Annotated in this window: 24 protein-coding genes and 1 pseudogene; 9 read left to right on the forward strand and 16 right to left on the reverse strand. The window is 64.3% G+C overall.

The window, feature by feature from the left end; genetic code table 11:
• The first annotated feature begins 27 nt into the window (after positions 1 to 27).
• Both pyk and ABFX23_RS09335 read left to right on the forward strand, forming a co-directional pair.
• Positions 28 to 1,512, forward strand: coding sequence for a pyruvate kinase (pyk, locus tag ABFX23_RS09330; RefSeq protein WP_346032821.1), 1,485 nt, complete (start codon positions 28 to 30; stop codon positions 1,510 to 1,512).
• 348 nt (positions 1,513 to 1,860) lie between these two features.
• Positions 1,861 to 3,063 (forward strand): tyrosine-type recombinase/integrase, encoded by a 1,203-nt coding sequence (locus tag ABFX23_RS09335; protein WP_232332987.1) that lies wholly within the window; start codon positions 1,861 to 1,863, stop codon positions 3,061 to 3,063.
• 707 nt (positions 3,064 to 3,770) lie between these two features.
• On the opposite strand, the gene ABFX23_RS09340 is transcribed toward ABFX23_RS09335, so the two are convergent.
• Together ABFX23_RS09340 and ABFX23_RS09345 are read right to left on the reverse strand one after the other, a co-directional pair.
• Positions 3,771 to 4,892 (reverse strand): patatin-like phospholipase family protein, encoded by a 1,122-nt coding sequence (locus tag ABFX23_RS09340; RefSeq protein WP_346032822.1) that lies wholly within the window; start codon positions 4,890 to 4,892, stop codon positions 3,771 to 3,773.
• Between the two features lie 61 nt (positions 4,893 to 4,953).
• Positions 4,954 to 5,562: a TetR/AcrR family transcriptional regulator gene (locus tag ABFX23_RS09345; RefSeq protein ID WP_346033038.1), complete on the reverse strand. Its 609-nt coding sequence runs from the start codon at positions 5,560 to 5,562 to the stop codon at positions 4,954 to 4,956.
• A gap of 294 nt (positions 5,563 to 5,856) precedes the next feature.
• Here ABFX23_RS09345 and ABFX23_RS09350 point away from each other — a divergent pair, with 294 nt between their 5' ends.
• From ABFX23_RS09350 to ABFX23_RS09370, 6 genes and pseudogenes are all read left to right on the forward strand, one after another.
• A complete protein-coding gene (locus ABFX23_RS09350) occupies positions 5,857 to 7,314 on the forward strand; it encodes an efflux transporter outer membrane subunit (RefSeq protein WP_066842334.1) in 1,458 nt (485 codons plus the stop codon).
• On the forward strand, positions 7,311 to 8,417 hold the full coding sequence (locus ABFX23_RS09355; protein ID WP_346032823.1) for an efflux RND transporter periplasmic adaptor subunit: 1,107 nt from the start codon (positions 7,311 to 7,313) through the stop codon (positions 8,415 to 8,417). The genes ABFX23_RS09350 and ABFX23_RS09355 overlap by 4 nt, the downstream gene beginning before the upstream one ends.
• A complete protein-coding gene (locus tag ABFX23_RS09360) occupies positions 8,414 to 11,542 on the forward strand; it encodes an efflux RND transporter permease subunit (RefSeq protein ID WP_346032824.1) in 3,129 nt (1,042 codons plus the stop codon). Before ABFX23_RS09355 ends, ABFX23_RS09360 begins: the two co-directional genes overlap by 4 nt.
• Before the next feature lie 31 nt (positions 11,543 to 11,573).
• A pseudogene (locus ABFX23_RS17755) lies at positions 11,574 to 11,750 on the forward strand (helix-turn-helix domain-containing protein); the annotation flags it as partial.
• Positions 11,751 to 11,789: 39 nt separating this feature from the next.
• On the forward strand, positions 11,790 to 12,503 hold the full coding sequence (locus ABFX23_RS09365; RefSeq protein ID WP_006833869.1) for a LysR family substrate-binding domain-containing protein: 714 nt from the start codon (positions 11,790 to 11,792) through the stop codon (positions 12,501 to 12,503).
• Between the two features lie 189 nt (positions 12,504 to 12,692).
• On the forward strand, positions 12,693 to 12,824 hold the full coding sequence (locus tag ABFX23_RS09370; protein WP_006833867.1) for a hypothetical protein: 132 nt from the start codon (positions 12,693 to 12,695) through the stop codon (positions 12,822 to 12,824).
• A 14-nt stretch (positions 12,825 to 12,838) separates the two neighbouring features.
• Here ABFX23_RS09370 and ABFX23_RS09375 read toward each other — a convergent pair whose 3' ends face one another.
• The 13 genes from ABFX23_RS09375 to ABFX23_RS09435 all read right to left on the reverse strand — a co-directional run bounded on the left by ABFX23_RS09375 (position 12,839) and on the right by ABFX23_RS09435 (position 24,177).
• Positions 12,839 to 13,063 carry a DUF2274 domain-containing protein gene (locus ABFX23_RS09375; RefSeq protein WP_156842593.1) on the reverse strand — a complete coding sequence of 75 codons (225 nt, stop codon included), beginning with the start codon at positions 13,061 to 13,063 and terminating at the stop codon, positions 12,839 to 12,841.
• Entirely contained in the window at positions 13,060 to 14,292 is a 1,233-nt protein-coding gene (locus ABFX23_RS09380; protein ID WP_156842592.1) for a TraB/TrbI/VirB10 family type IV secretion system protein, read from the reverse strand. The genes ABFX23_RS09375 and ABFX23_RS09380 overlap by 4 nt, the downstream gene beginning before the upstream one ends.
• A complete protein-coding gene (gene trbG / locus ABFX23_RS09385; protein WP_156842591.1) occupies positions 14,289 to 15,314 on the reverse strand; it encodes a P-type conjugative transfer protein TrbG in 1,026 nt (341 codons plus the stop codon). The genes ABFX23_RS09380 and trbG overlap by 4 nt, the downstream gene beginning before the upstream one ends.
• Positions 15,311 to 15,994: a conjugal transfer protein TrbF gene (gene trbF, locus ABFX23_RS09390; protein ID WP_156842590.1), complete on the reverse strand. Its 684-nt coding sequence runs from the start codon at positions 15,992 to 15,994 to the stop codon at positions 15,311 to 15,313. The genes trbG and trbF overlap by 4 nt, the downstream gene beginning before the upstream one ends.
• Before the next feature lie 5 nt (positions 15,995 to 15,999).
• Positions 16,000 to 17,307 carry a P-type conjugative transfer protein TrbL gene (gene trbL, locus ABFX23_RS09395; RefSeq protein WP_346032825.1) on the reverse strand — a complete coding sequence of 436 codons (1,308 nt, stop codon included), beginning with the start codon at positions 17,305 to 17,307 and terminating at the stop codon, positions 16,000 to 16,002.
• A 1-nt stretch (position 17,308) separates the two neighbouring features.
• On the reverse strand, positions 17,309 to 17,608 hold the full coding sequence (gene trbK-alt, locus ABFX23_RS09400; protein WP_156842588.1) for a putative entry exclusion protein TrbK-alt: 300 nt from the start codon (positions 17,606 to 17,608) through the stop codon (positions 17,309 to 17,311).
• Between the two features lie 8 nt (positions 17,609 to 17,616).
• Complete coding sequence (gene trbJ, locus ABFX23_RS09405; RefSeq protein WP_156842587.1) at positions 17,617 to 18,372, reverse strand: P-type conjugative transfer protein TrbJ; 756 nt, start codon at positions 18,370 to 18,372, stop codon at positions 17,617 to 17,619.
• Entirely contained in the window at positions 18,369 to 20,852 is a 2,484-nt protein-coding gene (gene trbE / locus ABFX23_RS09410) for a conjugal transfer protein TrbE (protein ID WP_156842586.1), read from the reverse strand. The genes trbJ and trbE overlap by 4 nt, the downstream gene beginning before the upstream one ends.
• Positions 20,849 to 21,118, reverse strand: a complete 270-nt coding sequence (locus ABFX23_RS09415) for a VirB3 family type IV secretion system protein (protein WP_156842585.1) — start codon at positions 21,116 to 21,118, stop codon at positions 20,849 to 20,851. Before ABFX23_RS09415 ends, trbE begins: the two co-directional genes overlap by 4 nt.
• On the reverse strand, positions 21,118 to 21,450 hold the full coding sequence (locus ABFX23_RS09420; protein ID WP_156842584.1) for a TrbC/VirB2 family type IV secretion system protein: 333 nt from the start codon (positions 21,448 to 21,450) through the stop codon (positions 21,118 to 21,120). Before ABFX23_RS09420 ends, ABFX23_RS09415 begins: the two co-directional genes overlap by 1 nt.
• Positions 21,447 to 22,433, reverse strand: a complete 987-nt coding sequence (gene trbB, locus ABFX23_RS09425; protein ID WP_156842583.1) for a P-type conjugative transfer ATPase TrbB — start codon at positions 22,431 to 22,433, stop codon at positions 21,447 to 21,449. Before trbB ends, ABFX23_RS09420 begins: the two co-directional genes overlap by 4 nt.
• Positions 22,434 to 22,710: 277 nt before the next feature.
• Positions 22,711 to 23,151 carry a RidA family protein gene (locus ABFX23_RS09430; protein WP_156842582.1) on the reverse strand — a complete coding sequence of 147 codons (441 nt, stop codon included), beginning with the start codon at positions 23,149 to 23,151 and terminating at the stop codon, positions 22,711 to 22,713.
• A gap of 3 nt (positions 23,152 to 23,154) precedes the next feature.
• Positions 23,155 to 24,177: a quinone oxidoreductase family protein gene (locus ABFX23_RS09435; RefSeq protein WP_346032826.1), complete on the reverse strand. Its 1,023-nt coding sequence runs from the start codon at positions 24,175 to 24,177 to the stop codon at positions 23,155 to 23,157.
• Between the two features lie 71 nt (positions 24,178 to 24,248).
• On the opposite strand from ABFX23_RS09435, the gene ABFX23_RS09440 reads away from it, so the two are divergent.
• Positions 24,249 to 24,704 carry a winged helix-turn-helix transcriptional regulator gene (locus tag ABFX23_RS09440; protein WP_346032827.1) on the forward strand — a complete coding sequence of 152 codons (456 nt, stop codon included), beginning with the start codon at positions 24,249 to 24,251 and terminating at the stop codon, positions 24,702 to 24,704.
• On the opposite strand, the gene ABFX23_RS09445 is transcribed toward ABFX23_RS09440, so the two are convergent.
• Positions 24,686 to 25,132, reverse strand: a complete 447-nt coding sequence (locus ABFX23_RS09445) for a ribbon-helix-helix domain-containing protein (protein WP_156842579.1) — start codon at positions 25,130 to 25,132, stop codon at positions 24,686 to 24,688. The genes ABFX23_RS09440 and ABFX23_RS09445 overlap by 19 nt on opposite strands.
• Between the last annotated feature and the right edge of the window lie 2 nt (positions 25,133 to 25,134).

Genomic DNA, 25,134 nt, shown 5'->3' on the forward strand with positions numbered 1-25,134 from the left:
CATGTGGCCCTGTCATAGGCGGGGGCCATGGAAAACGTCGATACCCGCAAACTTGGCCCCCGCAGCCGCAAGGTCAAGATTCTCGCCACGACCGGCCCTGCCTGTAACGACATCGACATGCTGCGAAGGCTGTTCCAGGCAGGCGCCGATGCCTTCCGCGTGAACATGAGCCACGGCGAACACGAGGTGCACGCCCGCACCATCGCCAACATCCGCAAGCTGGAGAAGGAATTCTACCGGCCCATCGCCATCCTGGCAGACTTGCAGGGTCCGAAATTGCGCGTCGGCACCTTCAAGGACGGGCGCGCCACGATCCCGCACGGCGGCACCTTCACCTTCGACCGTGTGGGCGAGCCGGGCGACGAGAACCGCGTGGAACTGCCGCACCCGGAAATCTTCCACGTGGTGGAGGAAGGCCAGCGCCTGCTGGTGAACGATGGCAAGATCCGCCTGCGGGTGAAAAGCGTCAGCAATGGCGAGATCGTGTGCAAGGCCGAAGTCGGCGGCGTTATTTCGGACCGCAAGGGCGTGAACGTGCCCGACGCGGAAATCCCCATTCCCGCGCTGACGGACAAGGACAAGCGCGACCTCGCTTTCGCCATGGAGCACGGCGTCGACTGGATCGGCCTCTCTTTCGTGCAGCGTCCGGACGACCTTGCCGAAGCGCGCAAGCTGATGACCGGCCCCAATGGCGAGCGGCGCGGCGCGCTGTGCGCCAAGATCGAGAAACCGCAGGCGATTCGCCGCCTCGACGAGATCATCGACCTGGCAGACGGCATCATGGTGGCGCGCGGCGACCTTGGCGTGGAGCTGGAGCCGCAGGAAGTCCCGCCGCTACAGAAGAAGATCGTCAACGCCACGCGCCTGAAGGGCAAGCCGGTAATCGTGGCGACGCAGATGCTCGAATCGATGATCGAGAGCCCCGCCCCCACCCGCGCCGAAGTGTCGGATGTGGCCAACGCGGTCTACGACGGGGCCGACGCGGTGATGCTGAGCGCGGAGACTGCCGCGGGCGACTGGCCCGAGGAAGCCGTGCTGATGATGGATTCGATTGGCAGGCAGGTGGAGCAGGACGAGGGTTACAAGCAGCGCGTTCGCATGCTCGACACCCCGCCCGATCCCACGCTGGCCGATGCCCTCAGCCACGCCTGCATGACCATCGCCGACACCGTGAACATCAGCGCGATCGCCGTCTTCACATTTTCCGGCAGCAGCGCCCGGCGCGTGGCGCGCGAACGCCCCGCGGTGCCGCTGATGGTGCTGACCCCGTCGATGGCGGTTGCCCGCCGCGTCGCCCTGCTGTGGGGCGGCCACCCAGTGGCAACCAAGGACATCGGCAGCTTCGAGGAGATGATCGCCAAGGGCAAGCGCATGGCCCTGCGCCACGGCTTCGCCCAGGAAGGCGCGCGCCTCGCCATGCTGGCCGGCGTCCCCTTCGGCCAGGCAGGCGCGACGAACCTCGTGCACGTGGTAAACGTGCAGGGTGACGAGCTGGAGAATTACGAAAATTAAGTGAGAAGTTCGGCGCGCGAATCGTTCGCGCGTCGGTTCTCGTCTGACAGGTTTCCGGGAGGAAAATGGAGCGGGCGAGGCGATTCGAACGCCCGACCCCAACCTTGGCAAAATTATGGGGCAAGCCGCCAGCGACCGCCGCGCTTTACGCGCATATACGATTTCCATAGGCAAAGCAGATAATTGAGCGAGGCCTTCCTACTTTTCTTCCGCCGCCCACCGCCGTCGGCTCGATTGAATCTGGATACTAATTGGATGCGGGAGTATGGTGATTGGATACGAACCTTCGAAGGTTTTGGTTGAGGTTTGGAAGGTCACATGGCGACATCGGGACGTTTAACAAAGAGGATGATTGACGACGCAAAGCCTGCTTCCGGCAAGCCGATCTTTCTTTGGGACAAGGAACTTCGCGGGTTTGGTATCAAGGTCGAGGCAGGAGGGACAAAGTCGTTCGTGCTTCAGTATCGAAACTCGGAACAGAGGAAGCGCCGTCTCGTCCTTGGTCGATACGGTGTTATGACTTTGGAAGAAGCACGCTCCGAGGCCCGCATCAAACTCGGTGAAGTCGCGCGCGGAACGGATCCTGCAGATGAGAAGCGGGCTATTCGCGATGGCGCAACTGTCGGCCAAGTGTGTGATTGGTATTTGTGCGAAGCAGAGGCAGGCCGAATTCTCGGTCGCAAGCGGACGCCGATCAAAGCCTCAACGCTCGCAATGGATCGAAGTAGAATAGAGTCGCATGTACGCCCACTTCTCGGTCGGAGGAAAGTTGCAGCTCTTCGACTTCCCGATATCGAGGCCATGCAAAACGATATTGCCGTGGGAAAAACCGCGCGGCCCCGAGGAGAAGGTCGGGGTGGAACCACGCAAGGCGGCAAGGGCGTGGCGGCAAGATCGATTTCTATGCTCCACAGCATCTTTGCGCATGCCCGGCGCGCCGGCTTGATCGATTCCAATCCCGCCGTTGGGGTGCGCAAATTCCCGGATCAGAAAAAGACCAGGAGGCTGAGCCGCGAAGAAATACGCAAACTTGGTCACGCGATGCGAGATGTTGCCGATTTCGAACATCCGGTCGGTTTGGCCATTATTCGACTGCTTGCCCTTACCGGGCTACGCCTCAACGAGGCGCAGAGTGTCGAGCGCAATTGGTTATTCGATGAGGGATATATTGCCTTTGGTGATACGAAGACGGGCGCGCAGATCAGGCTGATTGGTAGTCCAGCGCTAGAGTTGCTGAAGGCTCAGCCGCCCTTGGGTGATGAGCCGTTCATCTTCCCTTCGGATGGAGGCCAATCGCATTTCGTCGCCGCGAGCGGGGTCCTTGGTCGTATCTGTCAGCGCTTGGGCTGGGCTGACGTGACGCCGCACACACTGCGGCATACATTCGGAAGTATCGCTGGCGAGTTTGGGTATTCCGAACTGACGATCGCGGCGATGCTTGGACATTCTGCTGGGTCCGTGACCGGACGTTATGTGCATCTCGATCAAGCTGTAGAGTCCGCTGTGGAGCGAGTCTCCACGGAAATCGCGACTTTGTTGGATGGCGAATGACGCAGTCTGTCGGAGGCGAAGCGTCGTTCGTTCGCTACAGTTCTGTCCTTGCCTTGTGACGTAGCTGGTCGATGCCTAGCGGCAGATCCGACCAGAAGAGGACTCGATCGGGCCGCCTAACACGTTGATTTCTGGAGTTCTTCATTCAGCCTCTCAGGCTTAGAACCATCACACTTACCATCAGCCAAGTACGCTGTAGCGGTTCGACGTCAAAACCAGGCAACCTCGCGAGATATCGGCTGACTTCTTCGACAGAGTTGCGATCCGGTCTGCGCGGGTTGAGACCCAGACCGCTGTCTGTCAGAACCCAACCGCAACTGGTAACGCCTTCAAGCGGAGTTGCGATGATGTCCGGTTTAGCTAGATGCTTCATGGGTGCGTCGGCCCTACTTCTCCAGACTGACGTGACGCCCAAAGGCAGACTGAGCAAACCAACCCAAGCATCAGCCAGAATGCAGTTAGAACGACCGCGACCATGAATTGGAGCGTTGTCGGTTTGACGCGATCCGCGACCAACCGGTTGAGCAAAGCGATAGCCGCGCCCATGAAGGTGACCTGTTTCGCGCAGTTCAATGCAACTACCAGCAGGCCCGAGAGAACAAAAATTAGCATTCAGATGCAGCGTCCGCTGGCATTGACAGATGCTTTTTGCTGGCCTTCGCAACCCGACGGCCAACGCCGTAGGAGGCCGGCAGGCCCCTACATCATCACTGACGTCCCTGCTCTTCGCCATGGGCGAACAGGGCCTGCATGAATGCGGAATCGAACTGCTCGTCTGGGAAGGCGTCATCATCGAAATCGTCACCGATCTGGTAGACCGCAAGCGTTACGCCATGATGGACGGCGAATTCGCGATAGGACCGTAGGATGTTCCTATCGGCATGGGCGATCATGGTTTCGATCGAGCGGCGCAGGATCGAAAAAGCCGTTGGCTCGACGCCTTCGACCTGCGGCGCAAGGCGGCCATTATACAGAATGGTGAAGGAGCCGTTAGTCACATCCGCTCGCTCACGGAGCTCGGCCTGTCCCCACAGGATGCTGGGCGGTATCGCGAGGAAGCTTCCTGCGGTGCCGCCGTCAACATGCATTTCGCGGAAGGGCTGCCCGTCCGCCTCGACATCGATCATTACGGGCGGCATCAGCGCAGGGACGCTCGAGGAGGCTAGAAGGAGACTCTCGATAAGATGCTCGCGGTTGGGCATCGGCGAGACGGCGATAGAACCCAGATCCCAGATCGTGCCGCGCTGCGTGTCAAGATTGGTCGTAGTTACCAGAAGGCGGCGACCCTTCCGGTGTTCCTCTGCGATCCGCTCGACAAGTTCGGGCGAAACCTCGCGCTCGATCATTTCGAGCAAGGGACGGCTGGTTGCAAAAGCTGGTCCACCGAGCAGCCCGGAGATCGCACGCTGACGGTAGATGTCGTCCGCGTCGATTGTCGTGTAGAGGCGGCGCAAAGCGTCGTCCTCGCTTGGACCTAGAAAAGCAAAAGGCGCGATAAGCGCGCCGGTGCTGACCCCGATGACGAGATCGAAGTCGGGCCGGTCGCCGCGTTTGCTCCAGCCCGTAAGGAAGCCTGCCGAGAAGGCTCCTTTGTCCGACCCGCTGGAGATGGCCAGCAGGTCGATCGGTTCGTCGTCACCCGAGGCTCGCCTCTCCGCCATCCAGCGATCATGCCATGGCCGGATAATCTCGGTTGATGCCTCTGTATCGAACCGCGTGCCGGTGAAATCAACGAGTTGTCCACCCATCCGCGCCGCCGAGGAAACGTCTTCGCGCTCGGGCAGAGTTGCGCAGGCACCGAGCGCGGCAGAAAGGACGATCAAAAGCATCGCTCTCGGCGATGTCCGTCTTGGTATCCGCGAGGCGATACCAGGCCTGCGTCGCATGCTCCTATTTGCCATATCGCGCCATGAAGGTCTGATACGCGGCCGCAGCAATCCGGTGACATTCGTCGATCGACGCCTTCTCGCGCGAGCCGTACAAGCGCGGATCGAAAATCCCGACCTTGCAAAGTTCACCCAATTGCTGGGCGGCAAGTTCATGATCGTCGCACGCTAGCTCGCCCCGCCCGGCCCATAGCGCGATCATGCTCGCTACTTCGCGGTTGCCGCGTTGGGGGCCGTTATACATGAAGGTCGAAGTAGCGAGCGGAAAGCGGTCGAAGCCGCCGATGCAGATGCGGCACAGACGCAGCACGTCGTCGTCACGCCCGAACATGCGTGCGAGGCGCGTGGTGATGACCTTGAGACCTTCGGTCGCGGTCATGTCACGCAATTCCGGTGGTACGATCTCGCTGCGCACCCGGGTCAAGGAATGCTCGACCACCGCAACGTAAAGTGCGTTCTTGTCGCGAAAGTGATTGTAGAGCGTCGGCTTGGCGACTTTCGCCTCGCGCGCCACTGCATCCATGCTGGTACCCTCGAACCCCTCGCGTCCGAACACGCGCTGAGCCCCGGCGAGAATAGCCGCCCGCTTCTTCGTCTGCGTGATCTTGTTCATCTGCTCCACTTCGTTCCGATCTGAAAGTGGCCATAGGCGATTCGGTTTCAGAAAGCCAACCCGAAGGTTCATGATGAACTTTTGGGTAGCTTTTCTGCTTGGCGTTCGGAATCGATATACCTATTGATCTCTCGCTAAGTTATTCGACATATTTCGTATCTTCTCAGCGCCTTAACGCGACTTTCGCGCAGGAGCGGCTGCTGAAATCCTTCAAGAACAAGCGACTGACTTAGCAAATTCGTTCTAGATTGTACTAGACGGTTCAGAGCGAATCGCCTAGCAGGCCAGCCCATTATGATCAGACTCACAATGCGACCAGGCCACCATCGCCGATGGATAGCCGCCGTTTTTTCGGCGGGTCTGGCAGGCTGCGCCACGGTCGGTCCTGATTACGAGCGGCCTCCTATCGAGGCGACAGCGACCGACTGGATCGATCGGGAAAGCGTACCGGTCGCCGAAGCGGAATTCATCGCCTGGTGGCGCAATCTGGGCGATCCGGTGCTCACTCGGCTGGTCGAAGCTTCGCTGCAGGACAATCTGACGATCCGACAGGCACTCCTTCGGGTCGAGGAAGCGCGGGCGCGACGCGCGCAAATCAGGGCTTCCGCGCTTCCATCGGTCGGAGCCGATGCCTCCGTCACCGCGCTGCAGCAAAGCCTCAACGCCAATCCGGGTTTTGCACAGATCCCCGGCTTTCAGCGAGAACTTGAAATCTACGATGTCGGGGGGTCGCTCGCCTGGCAGATCGACCTATGGGGCCAAACGCGCCGCGCTCTGGAAGCGGGCGATGCGCGCATCGAAGGCGCGATTGCAGCCGCCAACGGTGCACGGCTCGCCGTGGCCATCGAGACGGCTTCGACCTATCTTGCCCTGATCGGATACCAATCCGAGCGCGGCGCGCTTCTCGCCAGCATCGCGGCGCAGCGCGAACTGCTGGCGCTCTCGAATATTCAGCTTCGCGAGGGCGAAATATCGCGTGCCGACCTGCTGCTCGTTGAAAGCGAGCTCGCCCGCATCGAAGCCGAGCTTCCGCGCCTCGATGTCGAGATAAGGGCTGCTGCCCTGGCTCTCGGGCCGCTGATCGGCGGGTTGCCGGAACGAGAGATCGCGCTCGCGACCGAGGATCGGAACGAGGTCGCGCTGCTCGACGTGCCTGTCGGCCTGCGCGCCGATCTGCTCCGAAGGCGCCCCGATATCGCGCGCGCTGAACGCGAACTGGCGGCCGAGACCGCCGAGATTGGCGTCGCGAGGGCCGAGCTTTTCCCGCAGCTGCGCCTCAACGCGGCAGGGGGCTTCTCATCGATCGCGCTAGATACGCTCTTCGATGGCGACAGCACCAGCTATTCCATCGTGCCGTTTTTGTCGTGGCGCGTCTTCGAAGGCGGTCGAATCCGCGCGGAAATCGATCTCGCTCAGTTGGAAGCGCGCCGGGCTGCGCTTGCTTACGAGCAAAGCATTCTAACCGCGCTCGAGGAAACCGAGACGGCCATCGCCCGCTACGACCTGGGACGTGAGGCACTTGCACTGAGCGAGCGCGCCGCGACCCTTTCGGCAGAAAATTACCGCCTCGCCCGCATCCAGTTCCAGTACGGCGCGATCGACCAGCTTCGCTTGCAAGAGGCTGAGCGGGGTCTGCGGAATGCGGAACGCGGCCGAGCGATTGCCTATCGCCAGGCGAGTCTTGCCATGGCGGGGCTGTACGCCGCACTCGGCGGCGGCTGGCAGGCCGCACCATCGGGAGACCCATCGTGAAACATACCCTCGCCCTTTTTGGGTCAGCCTTCTTGCTGGCTGGCTGTTCCGAAACGGAAAAACCGCCCGAGCCCAGACCTGTCGCCTGGGTCGAAGTCGGCGCTTCGGAAACCACATCCGACGATCAAGTGACCTTCCCGGCGCGCGTACGCGCCGAACAGCGCGCGTCACTCAGCTTCGAAGTCGGTGGGACCCTCACCTCCGTACGCGCCGAGATCGGCGATCGGGTCGGACGCGGCGCGGTGGTCGCGACACTCGATTCCGCGACCTATCGCTTCAATGCCGCGTCTGCCGACGCGCAGGTCGTCGAAACCCGCGCGCGGCTTGCGCGCGCCCGACAGGAAGCGGAGCGACAGCGCGCGCTCTTTGCCGAGGGTGCAACCTCCGAGACGCGGCTGGAGACCGCCGATGCCGAGGTAAACAGTCTCGAGGCCCTTCTAGATGCCGGGCAGGCGCAGGCTGGCTCGGCGCGCGAGACGCTTTCCGATACCCGATTGCGCGCCCCCTTTTCGGGTCGTGTGGCGCGCAGGATCGTCGAGCCGGGCACCCAGGTCTCCCCCGGCCAGCCGGTGCTCGAGCTCGACGGTTTCGGAACCGAAGTGGTCTTCAGCGTCCCCGGAACGCTGCGCGATCAGCTTGCCACCGGTCAATCGGTCGAGGTGCTCCGACCGGGACGCGACGTGCCAGCTCTTGCGGCGACCATCACCGAGATTTCCAGCCGCGGCAGCGGGCCGGGCGCCTTCGAAATCGTCGCACGGGTGATGGCCGGTGAAGGGACGATCGAGCCCGGCGAGGTGGCCGAGGTTCGCCTGTCTCGCGACGCCGGTAACGAAGAACCGCGGCCACAGTCCGCCACTTACGCGATACCGCTGACCGCCATCATGCCCACCGGTCCCGATCGCGGAGAGGTATGGGTCGTCGACACGCAAACCGATAAAGTTTCCGCGCGCACCATCCGGTTCGAAGCGGCGAGCGAGAACCGCGTTACGGTAACGAGCGGGCTGAAGAGCGGCGACGTCGTCGTCAGCAAGGGAGCAGCCTTTCTGCAAACCGGTGAGCGCGTCAGTCTGATCGGCGCCGGCGCGCGGCGGTTCGCATCGTGAGCAATCTTTCGGAACTCGGCTTCCGCTACCGCGCGGCGGTTTTACTCATCGTCGTGCTCGCGATGATCTACGGCGTCGCGAGCTATTTCACGCTTCCCGCGCGCGAGGACCCCACGATCACTATCCGCGAAGCCGTGGTCGTTACCGCGCATCCGGGGATGGACGCGACACGGGTCGAGACCCTCATCACCACCCCGCTCGCCGAAGCTATCAAGACGATGCCCGAGGTCGACGAAGTGCGTGCCACTTCAATGGAGGGACAATCGATTATCCATGCCGAAGTCGCCTTCGCCACCGACGATCTTGATCAGGCGTGGGACGAACTGGACGAAAAGGTCGAGGAGACTGTGGGCCAGTTCCCCGAAGGTACGATGGCGCCAATCATCAACGACGAGTTCGGCGATGTCGCGGTCATTACGCTGGCGTTGCAATCTGCCGATTTCCCGATGGACGAGCTGGGCGATCTTGCGGAGCATGTGCGCGACCAGCTCTACACCATTCCCGGCACCAAGCGCGTCGACATCCTGGGTCGACCGCAGGAGCGGGTCTATATCGAGATGAGCAATGCGGTGCTCGCCCAACTCGGCGTTCCGCTCGATGCGGTCGCTGCGGCGCTCGCACAGCAGAACGTCGTGGCGCCCGGTGGCGCAATCGAGACCGAAAGCCGCCGATTGTCGATCGAACCGTCGGGCGCCTTCGAAACACTTGAAGACGTCAGAAACCTTTATCTCGACCTCGGCCCGGCAGGGACCATCCGGCTCGGCGATTACGCGCAGGTCAGCAAACGATCTATCGATCCTCCGTTGCAGCGCGCCTATTTCAACGGTGATCCTGCCATCGTCTTCGCCATCTCGATGGACGAGGCGCAAAGCGTGATCAACTACGCCGATCGCGCGCAGGAAACGATCGACGACGTGCGCCAGTCGCTGCCCGCGGGCATAACGCTTGAAACCATGACCTGGCAGGCCGAGCAGGTGAAGAACGCTGTCTACGGCGTTAGCTTCAACGTCCTCCAGACGCTCGCCATCGTGCTTGCGACCATGATCCTCTTCCTTGGCCTTCGCACGGGGCTCGTAATCGGCGCAGTGGTTCCTGCGGTCGTGCTGATCACACTCGCAATCATGGGCATGTACGGCATCAAGCTAGAGCGTATGAGCCTTGCAACCATCGTTATCGCGCTCGGCCTGCTGGTCGATAACGGCATTGTGATCGCGGAGGATTTCGAACAGCGCCTCGCCGAAGGCATCGACCGGCGCAAGGCTATCGGTCAGACGGGCGGAGAACTCGCCGGGCCGCTCCTCGCGTCGACACTCACCATTATCCTTGTGTTCCTGCCGCTCATGCTCGCGCAGCAGGAATCGGGTGAATACACGCGCAACATTTCGCTCGTCATCCTGATCGCTCTGTCGAGCTCTTGGCTGATCGCGGTCACGGTGATCCCCACCCTGTGCTATTGGTTCGCCAGGCCACCCGAGGAGCAACAGAAGGGCAAGATCAGGGCCAAGGTTGACGAAACGTTCGACTGGGGATCGGCGCGCTACGAGAAGCTTCTTCGCTGGGCGCTCGCGCATCGCAAGCTCTATCTTGGCGGCATGGCCGCGCTGTTTGCTATCGCAGCGGCATCGCTGCAGCTGGTTCCGCAACAATTCTTCCCCTCGTCCGACCGTGCGCAGATACTCGTCTATGCCGACATGCCCGTAGGAACCTCGAGCGTTGCGATGGACGAAAAGGTTCAGGCGATCTCCGAGTTCATTGACGATGACGAGCGCTATCCAGACTTCGACAGCGTGGCTTCCTATTCAGGGTTTGGGGGACCGCGCTTCGTGCTGTCGCTCGCACCATCGGACCCAGCCCCCAATAGGGGTTTCCTCGTCATCAACGCGAAGGACGCGGAGGTGCGCGATGCCGGTGTCGAGCAATTGCGGCAGGACATGGCCGTGGCCTTTCCCGACACTCGGATGCGGATCGCGGGGATGTTCCTCGGGCCGAGCGATCCCAACGTGATCCAGGTGCAGGTTCGCGGCCCGGACCCCGATGTCCTGCTTGAAACGGGCGACAAGCTCGCGGGCATCCTGCGCGAGGTCGAAGGGACGATCGACATCTTCTCCGATTGGGAAGAACCGTCCATGCAATACAGGGTCGAGGTCGACCAAGCGGCCGCGCGTGCGGCGGGCGTGACCTCGGCCGACGTCTCGCGTGCGCTCACGACCTATTTCTCGGGGCAATCCGTAGGCGTCTATCGCGACGGCGATGATCTCGCGCCGATCGTCATTCGTGCTCCCGAAATCGAGCGCACCGATCCGGCCCGACTGGAAGCGGTGACGCTTGTCGGGGCGGAAGGAGCGGTCGTACAGTTGGGTGAAGTAGCGATGGCTTCGCTTGTCCCGCAACGGGGACGCATCCAGAGCGAGAACCTGATCAAGACGCTCACGGTCGAAGCGCGTCCTACCTCGGTCACCCCGCAGGACATGGTTCCGATGGTGCAGGACAAGCTCGACGAGCTCGAGGCGATGCTGCCGCCGGGTCATCATATAGAATGGGACGGCATTATCGCCGAGAGCTCGGAAGGCACCAGCGCGCTGCTCGCCAATCTGCCCCTGATGATGGGGCTGATCGTCATCATGCTGGTGATCCAGTTCGGTGCGTTCCGACAGGCCGGTGTCGTTCTCCTAGTCGTTCCTCTGGGCGTGATCGGTGCGGCAGCCGGGCTTCATATCATGCAGGCCGATTTCGGCTTCATGGTGATCCTCGGCCTGTTCGCTCTGTTTGGCATTATCATCAACAATGCCATCGTTCTCGTCGACCGCTGCGAGATCGAGCGCAGTGAAGCGGAGAAACGTGCACACGATGAAGGCAAAACGCGCGACGATGCTGACGTTGAGCAAGTAGCCGAAGCGGTGGTCCAGGCCGGCATGCGCCGGTTCCGACCAATCCTGATGACGACGATCACCACGATCGTCGGACTCCTACCGCTCATCATCGGACAGGACGTGCTTTTCTACGGCTTGGCCAGCGCTATCGCGTTTGGTTTGGTGTTTGCTCTGGCAATCACATTGGGCGCGGTGCCCGTTCTGTACGCGTGGTTCTTTGGCGCACAGTCCGCCAGCTCGAAATCAGGAAAGTGATGATTGTACCGTCAACATCCGGGGCTCGTAATTGGCATTCGACATTCGTCAACTAAGATATGCAATCGCTGCAGCGGATCACGGCAGCTTTTATCGCGCCGCCCGCGCCCTTGATGTTGAACAATCAACGCTCAGTCGCTCAGTTATGAAGCTCGAACGATCGGTCGGCGCTCAGCTATTCTTGAGGTCACACTCGGGTGTAGCTCCAACGACCGCCGGGTTGCGATTTCTGCGCAGCGCCCGACCTATGGTCGCCAATGCGGACCGGATGATCGCCAACACGCGCGCGGCGGGCAGTGGCCGTGCAGGAGGTTTCGTTGTCGGGTTCAACAACTCCGTCTCTGCTGGAAACCTTCGTGCTACGCTGGTCGCCGCGCAACGCGAGAACCCTGACCTTAAAATCAACGGCGTCGAATCGGACCGCAGTGCACTTTTCGCGGGTCTCGACAGCGGCGAGATCGATATAGCCATCTTGATGGGCGAGATCGCCCGCGATGATTGTCGGCACGCCTCGTTCTGGAGCGAGCACGTCGTCGCTGCGATGTCGAAGGGTCACGCACTCTATGAGCGTGACACTGTCAACTGGACTGATCTGCGTGGGCAGCGCTTTATGCTGCCGACCGCCGATCCCGGCCCGGACATCCGCGACATGCTGATCGGTAGACTTTGGCAGTCGGGCGCGCGTCCGGACATTCAGCTCCGTCCGGTCAGTCGCGAGACGATCCTCAGCTTTCTTGGAGAGACCCGAATGCTTTCGGTTTCCTGCGCGGGCACGACCGGCGCCCTCTATCCCGATGTCACCTATCGCCCGGTGCATGGCGAGCAAGGTCCGGCGCTGATCGCATATTCGGGATATTGGCGGGAAGACAACCCCAACCCTGCCCTCAAGCGGTTCCTCGCTTTCGTGCGCAGTCGCTACGCACTGTCGTTCGAGATCGCGGCGACCACAGAAAGGATATAGTCTCCAAGAGAACGGCCATGACGCAAAGCAAGGCTGGGATCATCATGCTCGTCGTACTGGAGATCGGGTTCCGCGCGGGATTCGTACTTACGTCCGATCATCGCTCTTCCCGCCGCCCCGTCGGTTCCGTCGCCAGTTTCCGGGTCAGGGTCAAATGAGCCGCGCGGCGTCCAGAATTTCGTTGAGCACGTGGCAGAAGCGCGGCAGGTCGTCGTAGACTGCCGCGACGGCTCGGTGCGCGGCACGGAATGTGCCGATGCCGAAGAGGCATTGATCAAGAACGACGCAGAGGAACGCCGCAGGCGGTTTCTTGGCGAATGAGCTTCTGATAGCTGTCAGCCGCTGGCCTTGCGCCGCGCCTTGGCGAACCCGCGATCGGTTGTCATGAACCGCGCCAGCATCGGCGCGACCAGTTTCTCCGGCGCGACGGCATCGCCGCCGGTTTCAGCCGCAAGCGCGTCGGCATAGGCGACAAGATCGCGATGCACCGCAGCCGGAAGCTCGACGCTAAGCTTGACCGGCTTGTCGTCGACCAGCGGGCCGAGTTTGAGTTTGGTCATCGATTTCCTCCGACGGGTTCGAGGATCAGATCGCGGGTCAGGATCACCCGAAGCGGATGGCCGGGCCTGATGGTGAGCGTTGGTTGTACATTGAGCTGCCGATCGACGATCCGCTGGCCGGCCTGGTTGATCGTACTTTGCGGACCGCGACGCAGTGCGCGGACGAGATCGTCCTCCCCGTCCGCGCCCAATTCGGCGCCGACGCCGAGCAGCGTCGAGACGGCCGCGGCCCTGAGCAGATTGCCCCGGCGCTGGTCGACGCGGTCCTGCAGCCCAGCAAAGCCGGCTGCGTCGGCGGCGAGTTGGCGCTCGAGAATGATCGAAAGGCCACCCGGCATGATAAGCCGGTTCCAGGCGAGCAGCACGCGGGTCTGCCCGGCGGCGATCTCGCTGTCATATTCACCGATCAGCCGCGCGCCCTGCGGAACGAGCAGGATACGGCCGGTCGGACTGTCATAGACGTTCGCCGTCACCTGCGCGGTGATCTGGCCGGGAAGATCGGAACGGATCCCGGTGATGAGCGCGGCCGGAATGATGCTGCCGGCCTGCACGATGTAGGGCGAAGCCGGCGCGGTCACGCGCTCCACGCTGACCGTGCGCCGACCGGACGTCCGTTCCAGAAACGCAAGCTTGGCGGCTTGCTCGCCTCCAGAATCTGTGGGCTGCTGCGGCGGCTGCACGGACTCATTCAGCGAAAAGGACGGTGCCGGTACTGCTCCAGCGGTGGCGGAGCTGCCGCCAAGGAACACGTTGCTGGTGCGCGCGGCGTCGCGCTCCTGCGCGGCGCGCTGGCGTGCCGCTTCCTGGGCCTGGGCACGCGGATCGGGCGGCGTAGCCTGGGTGCCGACCGGCGGCAGCGGCACGTCCTCGCCGCGCTGCTGCGCCGAGACGATCGGTCCGCCAAGATCGCCGGGCAGCGGCGGGCCAAGCTGCGGGACATCAGCATAGTCGCGCGGCCCTGAGGTGACCGCCTCGGACTGCGATCGGCTCTCGGTGTTGTAGAGCTCTTCCGAAGCGCGCTCCTCGGCGGGCAGGAGCGCGTAGATCAGCGACCCGCCGATGCCGAGTCCGGCGACGACACCCACGACCGCGAGCACCTTGCGCGACAGGCGCATGACCCGCGGCGGATCGCCGCGGAGTTGGAACGGGCGCGGATCGGGAGGCACCGTCTGCGACGTCGCCGGCGGAGCGACCGGTTCGGCGTCAGGCGCGTGCGTATCGTCGCTCATCGCCGCCGCTCCCGGCGCGTCTCCGCGCCGTCGCGGACGATGCGCACGCGCCGCTCGCTGCGCCGATCACCGAGCCGCAGTTCGGCGACGGCGAACAGGCGATCGACCACCATGTAGCGGCCGCGGACCCGATAATTGACCAGTTCGGCATCGCCGGCCGCGCCGGTCACGAACAGCGGCGGCATCTCGCCCTGCGCTATCCCGGCGGGGAACTCGATGAACACCTGCCGCCCGTCGTCGAACGCGCGGAGCGGCTTCCAGGGCACGCGATCGCCTTCGATCCGGTAGCGGAAATCGAGCGCGGACACGTCCACGCCGGTCGCGATCGGCGCGGCGGATGCAGCGGCGGCGTTGGTGGCACGCAGCGCGATCAGCTCGTCCTGCGGATAGGTCCAGGAGACCGACGCCATATAGGTCGAAGGCGTGGCGCGCAGTTCCAGATGATAGGTCCGCCGGTCGGTGTTGACGACGAGGTTGGTCGACAGATCCGGCCGGGTGGGCTTGACCAGGATGTGTACGCGAGCGGTCGCACCGGTGCCGCTCACCGTATCGCCGATGATCCAGCGCACGGTGTCACCGGCCGCGACCGGCCCTGGCCCGACAAGCTGCTCGCCCTCCTGAAGCGCGATGTCGGTCACCTGCCCCGGCGCGGTATAGACCTGATAGAGCGCGCCCGGCACCCAAGGGTAGTGCTGGATGGCGTTGAGGAAGCCGTCGCGAACCGGCTGCATGCGCGCCGCGTCATTGGCATCGCCGATGCGACGGCGCGGATCGGCGGATTCGGGCACCGGCGCGGATGGCGTCACCGGCTTCAATTGGCCGGGCAATGGCAGCGGCTCGGGGATCGCTACCACCTCGACCGCGCGCGGCGCTTCGGTTGCGAGTGTCGCCAGGATTTCGCTCGGCGGTTCGTCATAGGCGATGTCCGGCGGCTCGGCGGACGTGGTAGCGCAGCCGGCAAGCGCAGCAGCGGAGGCGAGCAAAGCCGCCGCAGCGGCTCGGGAGAAAGGTGGACGCGTCATTGCGACAGCTCCTTCGACCAGTTGAGGGAATGCACGAATATGCCGAGCGGGTTCTTGCGCAGGGCGTCGGGGGTGCGCGGGGGCTGCACCACGATGGTGAGGATCGCCGACCACCGCTCGGTGGCGGCAAGTTGCCCTTCCTGATAGCGGCGCTCGGTCCAGGCGACGCGGAAGCTGCCCGGCGAGGCGCGGATGACGCTGGAGACGTCGACCGCCACCTGCATCCGGCCGATATCGGCGAAGGGGTCGTTGGCGCGCGCGTAATCGTTCAAGGCAAGCGCGCCGCGATCGGTGGTGAAGTCGTAGGCGCGAAGCCAGTTCTGGCGGACGATGACAGGATCGGCGGGAACGCTGCGCACCTGCTCGATGAAGCGCGCCAGATGAAACGCGATCTGGGGATCGGTCGGGCTGTAGCCGACTTCGGCGGGCGCGACCGCCTGCGCCTCGCCAAGCGCATCGACTTCGACCACCCAGGGCACGATGTGGCCGCGCGCGGACTGCCAGACAAGGCCGCCGGTAAGCGCGCCCGACAGCGCCAGCGTGCCGAAGAAAGCGAGCCGCCAGTTCCTGGCCTGCACGCGCGCCGAGCCGATGCGGTCGTCCCAAGCCTGCGCGGCGCGTTGATAGGGCGTGACCGGCTCGGGCGTCTGGCCGTAGCGGATGGTGGGTCGCCTGAACATTTGCATCAATCCTTCTCTCTGACATCGACCGACGCGCCGCCGCCGCCGCCATCGCCGGAGCGCAGCGTGTGGGCGGCGACACTCGCGCCGTGGGACATGGTCTGGCGCCGCTTCATCGCGGCGGCCCAGGCGGGCTGACCTCCAGCAGCAGATGCGGCTGCGGGCGCGCCGCCCGAGATCGTTGCCCCCGCGCCGGTCGCACCCGCACGCCCGCCCGAACGGTAGCTGTCCTTCATCGAAGCGGCGGCCTTGCGCAGCGGAGACATGGCGGCACCCACAGCGGCCTTGCCGACACCGGCGGCTCCGCTCGCCACCGCCGCCCCGCCACTCTTTCCGGCCGAACCGAGCGCGTAGGCGCTGCGCGTCCCGCCGGCGGCGAACGCGCCTCCCTTCGCGGCTCCCGCAGCCGCTCCGAGCGCCGCGCCGGTGCCGAGCGTTGCCGCCGCCGCACCGCCGGCGATCACACCGCCTGCGGCAAGGGCCGTGCCTGCCGCCGCGCCCGCGCCGAGAGCCGGGCCGCCCGAGACGATGCCGTTGGCGATCGACGGGCCGAAGATGCCGAGCCCGAGCAGGCAGAGCGAGGCGAGCACGATGGTCATCGCGTCCTCGATGGTCGGCTGCGCGCCGCCGAAGCCGGCGCGGAACTCCTCGAACAAAGTCGAGCCGATGCCGACGATGACCGCGAGCACCAGCACCTTGATGCCCGAAGAGACGACGAGACCCAGCACGCGCTCGGCCATGAAGGCGGTCTTGCCGAACAGGCCGAACGGGATGAGCACGAACCCAGCGAGCGTCGCGAGCTTGAACTCGATCAGGGTGATGAAAAGCTGGATCGCAAGGATGAAGAAGGCGAGGATCACGAACAGCCAGGCGATCAGCAGCACGGCGATCTGGATGAAGTTCTCGAAGAAGGCGACATAGCCCATGAGGTCGGAGATGGATTCGAGGATGGGTTGTCCGGCTTCGAGGCCGACCTGGGCTACGCGGCCGGGCTGAAGCAGCTCGGCGGCGGTGAAGCCGGTACCGGACGCTTTCAGGCCGAGCCCCGCGAAGCTTTCGAAGACGATGCGTGCGAGCGCGTTCCAGTTGGAAATGATATAGGCGAAGACGCCGACGAACAGCGTCTTCTTGATCAGGCGCGCGAGGATGTCGTCGTCCGCGCCCCAGGTCCAGAACAGCGCGGCGAGGGTCACGTCGATGACGATCAGCGTGGTGGCGATGAACGCGACCTCGCCGCCCAGCAGGCCGAACCCGCTGTCGATATAGCGGGTGAAGACGTCCAGAAAGCGATCGACGACGCCGGTGCCGCCCATCTCAGTTCTCCTCGACCGGTGCTGGGTCGGCAGGCGCAATGGTGCGCGCGCTGCCATCGAAGAAGCGCCGGCGGTTCTCGGCCCAGGCAGCGAGACAGTCGCGGTCTTCCGCGCCGGTAGCCCCGAGGCCTTGACAGCGGCGCAGTTCGGCGAGCAGCGGGTCGGTACCGGCACGTTCGATCTCGGAGACCGGCTCCTCGCGCGGCTGTTCGGGCGCGCGGCTCATCTCGATCGCGGTCATGGTGACCGCGATGGCGACGAAGATAATGGCGCCGATGCGCGCGAGGAGCTTATGGTCCATCTTTCGGCTCAGTCGCGGAACATGCGCGCATTGCCCGGCCGGTAACCGGTGCCGGGCGTAAGGAAGCGGCGGAGCTGCTCGCGCGCCTGCGCCTTCGCGGCGGCGCGCTCGGCCATGTCGAGCGCCTGCGCGCGGCCTTGCGCCGCCATCAGCGCGGTCAAGTCGGCGAGCTGCTGCGACTGGAGCGCGACGAGCTGGTTGCCTGCTTGCGCCGCTTGCAGCGCGCCGGTCGCCGACTGGCTGGCGGTCACCAACCGTTCGAGGGTGCCCCGCGACCCATCGAGATTGCCGACGACGCCCGCCTGGACCTTCAGTGCGTCCTCAAGGGCCGCGACGCTCGTCTGCCAGCGGCTCTGCGCATCGGCGACGAGTTGACGGTCGCTGCCGCTCAGATTGGTGCCGCGATAGTTCTGCGCGAAGGCCCGGTCGATCGACTGGACGTCATAGGCGAGCCGCTGCGCCTCACCGAGCAATTGCTGCGTGCGCTGAAACTGTCCTTGCAACTCCTGCAGCTGGTTCAAGGGCAGCGAGGTGAGGTTGCGCGCTTCGTTCAAAAGCGAGGCCGCTTCGTTCTGGAGGCTCTGGATTTGGTTGTTGATCTGTTCGAGCGCACGTGCGGCCTGGATCACGTTCTGCGCGTAATTGGTCGGATCCTTGACGATCATCTGCGCGTGGGCGGGCGTATTCATGGCGACAACGCCAAGCATGCTGGTGGCGGCGAGGACGCCGGCCATCAAGGCGCGGCGCAACTTGGGTCGGTTCATGAGTTTGTCTCCTTCGGGGATTGCTGGCGAGCGTTTTCCCGCTCGCGCGCCAGCGATTGCGGTTCGGGTGCGGGAAGAAGGTCGATCGCCCAGGAAGCCCCGCGATGCCGCAGCCATTCGGCGGCGAACGCGGACTGGCCGTGGGATTCGATCAGTTCGGCGATCTTGAGTTGATCGGTCTTGGACGAGGCTGCGGCGAAGGCGAGCGCGACCTCGCCCAGTCCCAACTCGAACAATCGGTTGCCGCGCCGCGACTGGCAGTAATAATCGCGCTTCGGCGTCGCCCGGCTCAGTATCTCTATCTGGCGCGCATTGAGTCCGAACCGCTCGTAGATGGCCGCGATCTGCGGTTCGGCGGCGCGCTCGTTGGGGAGGAAGATGCGCGTCGGACAGCTTTCGATTATGGCCGGCGCGATGCTGCTGGTCTCGATATCGGCGAGGCTCTGCGTCGCGAACACCACGCTGGCGTTTTTCTTCCTCAGCGTCTTCAGCCATTCGCGGAGCTGCGCGGCGAAGGCGGGACTGTCGAGCACCAGCCAGCCCTCGTCGATGATGATGAGCGTGGGCGAGCCATCCAGTCGGCCTTCGATCCGATGGAACAGGTAGGAGAGCACGGCGGCGGCCGAGCCGGCGCCGACCAGCCCCTCAGTCTCGAACGCCTGGACCCATGCTTCACCGAGCCGTTCGACCTCGGCATCGAGCAACCGGCCCCACAGCCCGCCGATGCAATAGGGGGCAATAGCTTGTTTGAGCTGCTGGCTCTGCAACAGCACGGCCAGGCCGGTCAGCGTGCGCTCGGCAGCCGGCGCGGTGGCGAGCGATGTCAGCGCGGACCAAATATGCTCCTTAGCCTGCGGATCGACCGCGACTCCTTCGGACGCCAGGATCGCCGCCAGCCATTCCGCCGCCCATGCCCGCTCGGCGGGGTCGTCGATACGGGCGAGCGGCTGAAGCTGGACGCCATCGCCAGCCTCCTCGGCGAGCATTCCGCCCAAATCCTGCCAGTCGCCGCCCATGCCGAGCGCGGCCGCGCGTATGCTGCCGCCGAAGTCGAACGCGAAGACCTGGGCGTTCTCGTAGCGGCGGAACTGCATCGCCATGAGCGCGAGCAGGACCGACTTGCCGGCGCCGGTCGGGCCGACGATCAACGTGTGGCCGACATCGCCGACGTGAAGGGAAAACCGGAACGGGGTCGAGCCTTCGGTCTTACCATAGAGCAAGGGGGGTTGTCCAAAATGCTCGTCCCGTTCCGGCCCCGCCCATACCGCTGACAGGGGGATCAGGTGGGCGAGATTGATGGTGGAAATCGGGGGCTGGCGGACGTTGGCGTAGGTATGGCCGGGCAGACTCCCCAGCCATGCCTCGATCGCGTTCATTCTCTCGGCAAGACAAGTAAAATCGCGGCCTTGGATAACCTTCTCGACCAGCCGCAGCTTCTCGGCGGCGATGGCCGGATCGCGGTCCGATACTGTCACCGTGGCGGTGACGTAGGCCATGCCGGCATAGTCGGCGCCCAGCTCCTGCAGGGCGGTGTCGGCATCGGCGGCCTTGTTCGAGGCGTCGCTGTCGAGCAGCGTCGATGCCTCGTTGGTCATCACCTCCTTCAGGATGGCGGCGACCGACTTGCGCTTGGCGAACCACTGGCGGCGGATGCGGGTGAGAAGCTTGGTCGCGTCGGACTTGTCGAGCATGATCGCACGGGTGGACCAGCGATACTCGAAGGCGAGACGGTTCAGCTCGTCGAGCAGGCCCGGAAAGGTGACGCTGGGAAAGCCGGTGATGGTGAGCGTGCGGAGATGATGCTCGCCCAGGCGCGGTTCGAGCCCGCCGGTCAGCGGCTCATCGGCCAGCAGCGCGTCGAGATGCATCGGGGTTTCGGGAACGCGGACGCGCTGGCGGCGGGTGGAGATCGTGCTGTGCAAATAGGTCAGCGTCTCGGCGTCATCGAGCCAGCGAACCTCGGGCATGAACCCTTCGACCAGGTTCAACACGCGGTCGCTGCGGTCGGCGAAGCTCTTGAGCAGCTCGCGCGGATCGACGCCCTTTGTGGCCCGGCCCTCGTAGAGCCAGCCCTCTGCACGCGCGGCTTCCTCCGCTGGCGGCATCCACAGCAGAGTCAAATAGTAGGCGCTCTCGAAGTGAGCGCCTTCTTCGCGGAACTGTTCGCGTCGCTCCATATCAACCAGCGCCGAAACGGGATCGGGGAACTCGGCGTCGGGATAGTCGAGCGCAGGCGTGCGCTGCGCCTCGACGAAGATCGCCCAGGCCGAGCCCAGGCGACGCAGCGAATTGTTCAGCCGCGCGGTTGTCGCCACCAGCTCGGCCGGTGTGGCGCTGTCGAGATCGGGGCCGCGGAAGCGTGCGGTGCGCTGGAACGAGCCGTCCTTGTTGAGGACGACGCCTTCCCCGACCAGCGCGGCCCAGGGCAGGAAGTCGGCAAGGGTTTCGGCTTGCCTGCGGTATTCGCGCAAGCTCATCATGGCCGAATCCATGCCGGGTAACGGAGGTGGCGCCGGGCGACGTCCACGAATTGCGGATCGCGGCGCGCGGCCCAGACCGAGAGCGCATGGCCAATCGCCCAGATGACCAGGCCGGCGATCCAGAGCCGCAGGCCAAGGCCGATCGCGCCCGCCAGCGTGCCGTTGACGATGGCGAGCGAGCGCGGAGCGCCGCCGAGCAGGATCGGCTCGGTCAGCGCCCGGTGAACCGGCGCGAAGTAGCCGGGGATCGGCTCGGCGGTGTGCATCAGACCAGCGCTCCGCCGCCGAAGCTGAAGAAGCTGAGGAAGAAGGAACTGGCCGCGAACGCGATCGAGAGACCGAACACGATCTGGATCAGCCGCCGGGCGCCGCCCGACGTGTCGCCGAACGCAAGGGTCAAGCCGGTTATGATGATGATCATCACGGCAATGATCTTGGCCACCGGCCCCTCGATGCTTTCGAGGATCGCCTGGAGCGGCGCTTCCCACGGCATCGACGATCCGCCCGCATGGGCTGGACCGGATATGGTCAGCGCGATCAGGCTGGCGAAGGCGGCAGGCATGGCGCGACGTGCGCCGTGCCGTATGGCATGAATCATGACAGGACTCCTGGCTGGGGGTGAGAAGGCGGGATGAGAAGGTAATCGCCGGTGGCGGGGTCGAGCCCTTCGACTCGGGCCAGTTCGGCGAGACGTCGGCCGTGTCCGTCGCGGACGAGCACGGCGACGAGATCGATGGTCTCGGCGAGCAGCGCGCGCGGGACCGTCACGACGGCTTCCTGAATGAGCTGCTCCATGCGGCGGAGCGCTCCAAGCGCGGTCCCGGCATGGATCGTGCCGATGCCGCCGGGATGGCCGGTGCCCCAGGCCTTGAGAAGGTCGAGCGCCTCCGCGCCGCGCACCTCGCCGATCGGGATGCGGTCGGGCCGCAGCCGCAGGCTGGACCGCACGAGATCGGACAGCGAGACGACGCCATCCTTGGTCCGCATGGCCACGAGGTTGGGCGCGGCGCACTGCAGCTCGCGCGTGTCTTCGATCAAGACAATGCGGTCGGTGGTCTTGGCGACTTCGGCCAGCAGCGCGTTGACCAGCGTGGTCTTGCCGCTGCCGGTGCCGCCGGCGACGAGGATGTTGGCGCGCGCCTCGACGCCATGCCGCAACGCCTCGGCGTGGCACCCCGACATGATCCCGGCCGCCGTATAGTCGTCGAGCGTGAACACGGCGACGGCGGGCTTGCGGATCGCGAAAGCGGGCGCGGCGACGATGGGCGGCAACAGTCCCTCGAACCGCTCGCCTCCTTCCGGCAGCTCGGCCGAGACGCGCGGGCTACGGGCATGAACTTCGACGCCGACATGGTGCGCGACCAGGCGGACGATGCGTTCGCCATCGGCGGCTGACAGCAACTCGCCGGTGTCGCTGATGCCCTCGCCGAGCCGATCGAGCCACAGTCGGCCGTCCGGGTTCAGCATCACCTCGATGACGGCCGGATCGTCGAGCCAAGCCGCGATCGACGGCCCGAGCGCCGTGCGCAGCATCCGTGCGCCGCGTGATTTCGCTTCGGATCGGATCGGGTGAACGGTCAAGGACTGGCCCCTGGAATGGACCGGGCGAACCGCCGCCCGGCGTCAGGAGCACATCAAGAGACGCAGAAATGCCTGTTCCGCAACAGGTGTTTGACGGCGTAGTAGAGGAGGCGGCAGATTGGATGTCGTCGGCGGATTTGCTTGCCGGCGGCTAAGCCTACGTGACTGGTTCCGTCACGTTTGATTGCGCGACAACGCTACGATTCGATGTTCTGGTCGGTGCGCTCGTCGGCGCGGAAGAGCAAAGCTAAGGCTATTCGATATTGGGCGCAGTTCTTTAGTTGGCTGCCAAAGCGAACGTGACGCTCAACTCAATAGGCGCGTCTAGCGGCAGGCGCGGGACCGCGAATGCCGTGCGGGCGTGCTCTCCCTTCGTCCCGAGAGCTTCGACAAACAGGTGCGATGCGTGATCGAGGATTGCCGCCTGCGCGTAGAAACCTTCCGCGCTCGCCACGTAACCGTCCAGCCGCAGCAGTCCGCCAAGGTCGGCGAATTGTCGCGTTACCGCAGCGATGTGCGCAAGCACGTTAAGCGCCGTGATCCGGCAGGCCTCCTCTCCATTCCGCACGCACAACTCAGCACCCACCCGGCCACGGAACGCAAGCACGTTATCTCGAAAAGGAAAGTGCCCCGAGACGAAGCCGATACCGCGACGGATGACGACCGGCGCGTAGGCGCCCACAGGTGCGGGCGGCTCAGGGAGCGATACACCGGCCACGGCTCAGGACACCGCGAAGACGATATTGCCTACAGCGTCGCCCGCCGCCAGTCGCGTGTGGGCTGCTTCCGCCTCGTCGAGCGTGAAGGTCCGATCGAGCGTCGGGCGGATGCGCCCCGCGCGAACCTCCTCAATCCCCCACTCCAGATCCGCGACACCCCCCATGAGCGTGCCGGCGATCCGCTTCTGTGGAAAGAACACGTCGCGGACGCGCAGAACTGATTCCAGCCCTAGCACGTTGCCCATTAGAACCGTCAGGCCGAGTGGCCGCGTTGCGTCAACGGAGCGAGCAAGGCTTGCACCGCCCAGGTTGTCCACGGCCACGTCGACGCCTCCTCCCGACCATTCGCGCACCCTGTCGAGCGCGCCATCCTCCATGCCGACGACGAGTTCCGCGCCGAGTTCCTCGACGAAGGCGCGCTTGGAGTCCGATCGAACCGTCGCAGCGACGCGAGCGCCGAGGGCGCGCGCAACCTGCACCATGAACGAGCCCGTACCCGAGGCGCCCGCCTGGATCAGAACTGTGTCACCCGCGCGCACGCCGCCTACGACCTTGACTGCTCGCACCGCAGTGACAAGGGCCATCGGCAGCGTCGCCAGGTCGACTGACGACAGTTCATTGGGTGCTTTGACCGACCAGCGCGCGGGTGCGGTCATGTATTCAGCATAGCTGCCGTTCTCCGCGAGGCCGCGGATCGCGTACGACCGCGACGTGCTCAAAACTTCTGCACCCAGGTCGGTCGGGTCGGTGGGATAGCCAGGCATCGGGATGACACGATCGCCGATGGAGAAGCCAGAGACGTCGTCTCCCATTTCCTCCACAATTCCGACGGCGTCGGAGCCCAGAACGTGCGGAAAGGTAAGGTTCGGGTTCACGCCACCCTCACGGGTGTAGTGGTCGAGACGGTTCAGCCCAGCCGCCTCGACCCGGATCAGAAGCTCGCCCGCGCCAGGCTTTGGGCGAGGCAGGGCGACTGTCTGGAACACGGAGGGCAACCCGAACCGAGTGATAATGGCAGCTTTCATGACGATCTCCTTGGTTCCGAGCCGAGACTTGGTTACAATGTGAGACCGGACTGTAGCCGCGGAGCAAGACTATGGGAGACGGCACTATTTCTCGCCTTAGTTCCCCGGAGGGAACCGATCGCGCTTGGCCGGACGATTACCTCGACGGCATCTACCGGGGCGAATACGATCCGGAGATCTGTCCCGTTCGCCATGTTCTGAAGGGGATTGCCGACAAGTGGACGATCCTGATCCTAGCCGGTCTGAAGGCAGATCGGCAGCGGTTCTCGCAGATCAAGCGGCTGGTGCCGGACGTCTCGCAGCGGATGCTGACGCAGACCTTGCGCAAGCTCGAACGCGACGGTTACGTCACTCGCGAGGTGACGCCCTCCATCCCGCCGCGAGTCGATTACGAGCTGACCGATCTCGGGCGTTCGCTCGTGGCACAGTTAGCTCCTCTTGCACGGTGGGCCGACGAACACCGCGACATGGTCGGTCATGCCCGCACCCGGTACGATCAAGCTAATGGTCATTCTGATTTCGGGTAGACCTGTTCCGGATCAGGAGACGAACGCGGCCAAACATCCTCAGGGATTTCGTCCATCAAGCTTTTGCCGCTCGCGTAGCGCCGACCGAGCGTTTCGACAAAACCCTCATAGCGCTTGCGGCCTTTCACCTGCGCGGCCGCCTGATCCTCTTCGGGCAATGGCGGCGTCACGGAGAGCCAGAACCGGACGAACAGCGTGAGCGCCTCGGTGGTGAGACCGGTGTTCCGTTCGAGCCGCTGCACCTGGCGCGAAAGCCGGTCCATCCGGCGCGCAAACGCAGCTTCGAGCCGGTCGGAGCCGTCGGGTGACATATAGGACGTGACCGCCGCCTCGATGATGGCCGAACGCGAGATGCGCTTGCGGATTGCCAGTTCGCTGACCTGTTTGGCGAGTTCGGGTGGAAAATACACATTGAGCCGGGTTCGCATCG

It is taken from the genome of Erythrobacter westpacificensis (assembly GCF_039542285.1).
In the GTDB taxonomy this organism is placed as follows: domain Bacteria; phylum Pseudomonadota; class Alphaproteobacteria; order Sphingomonadales; family Sphingomonadaceae; genus Alteraurantiacibacter; species Alteraurantiacibacter westpacificensis.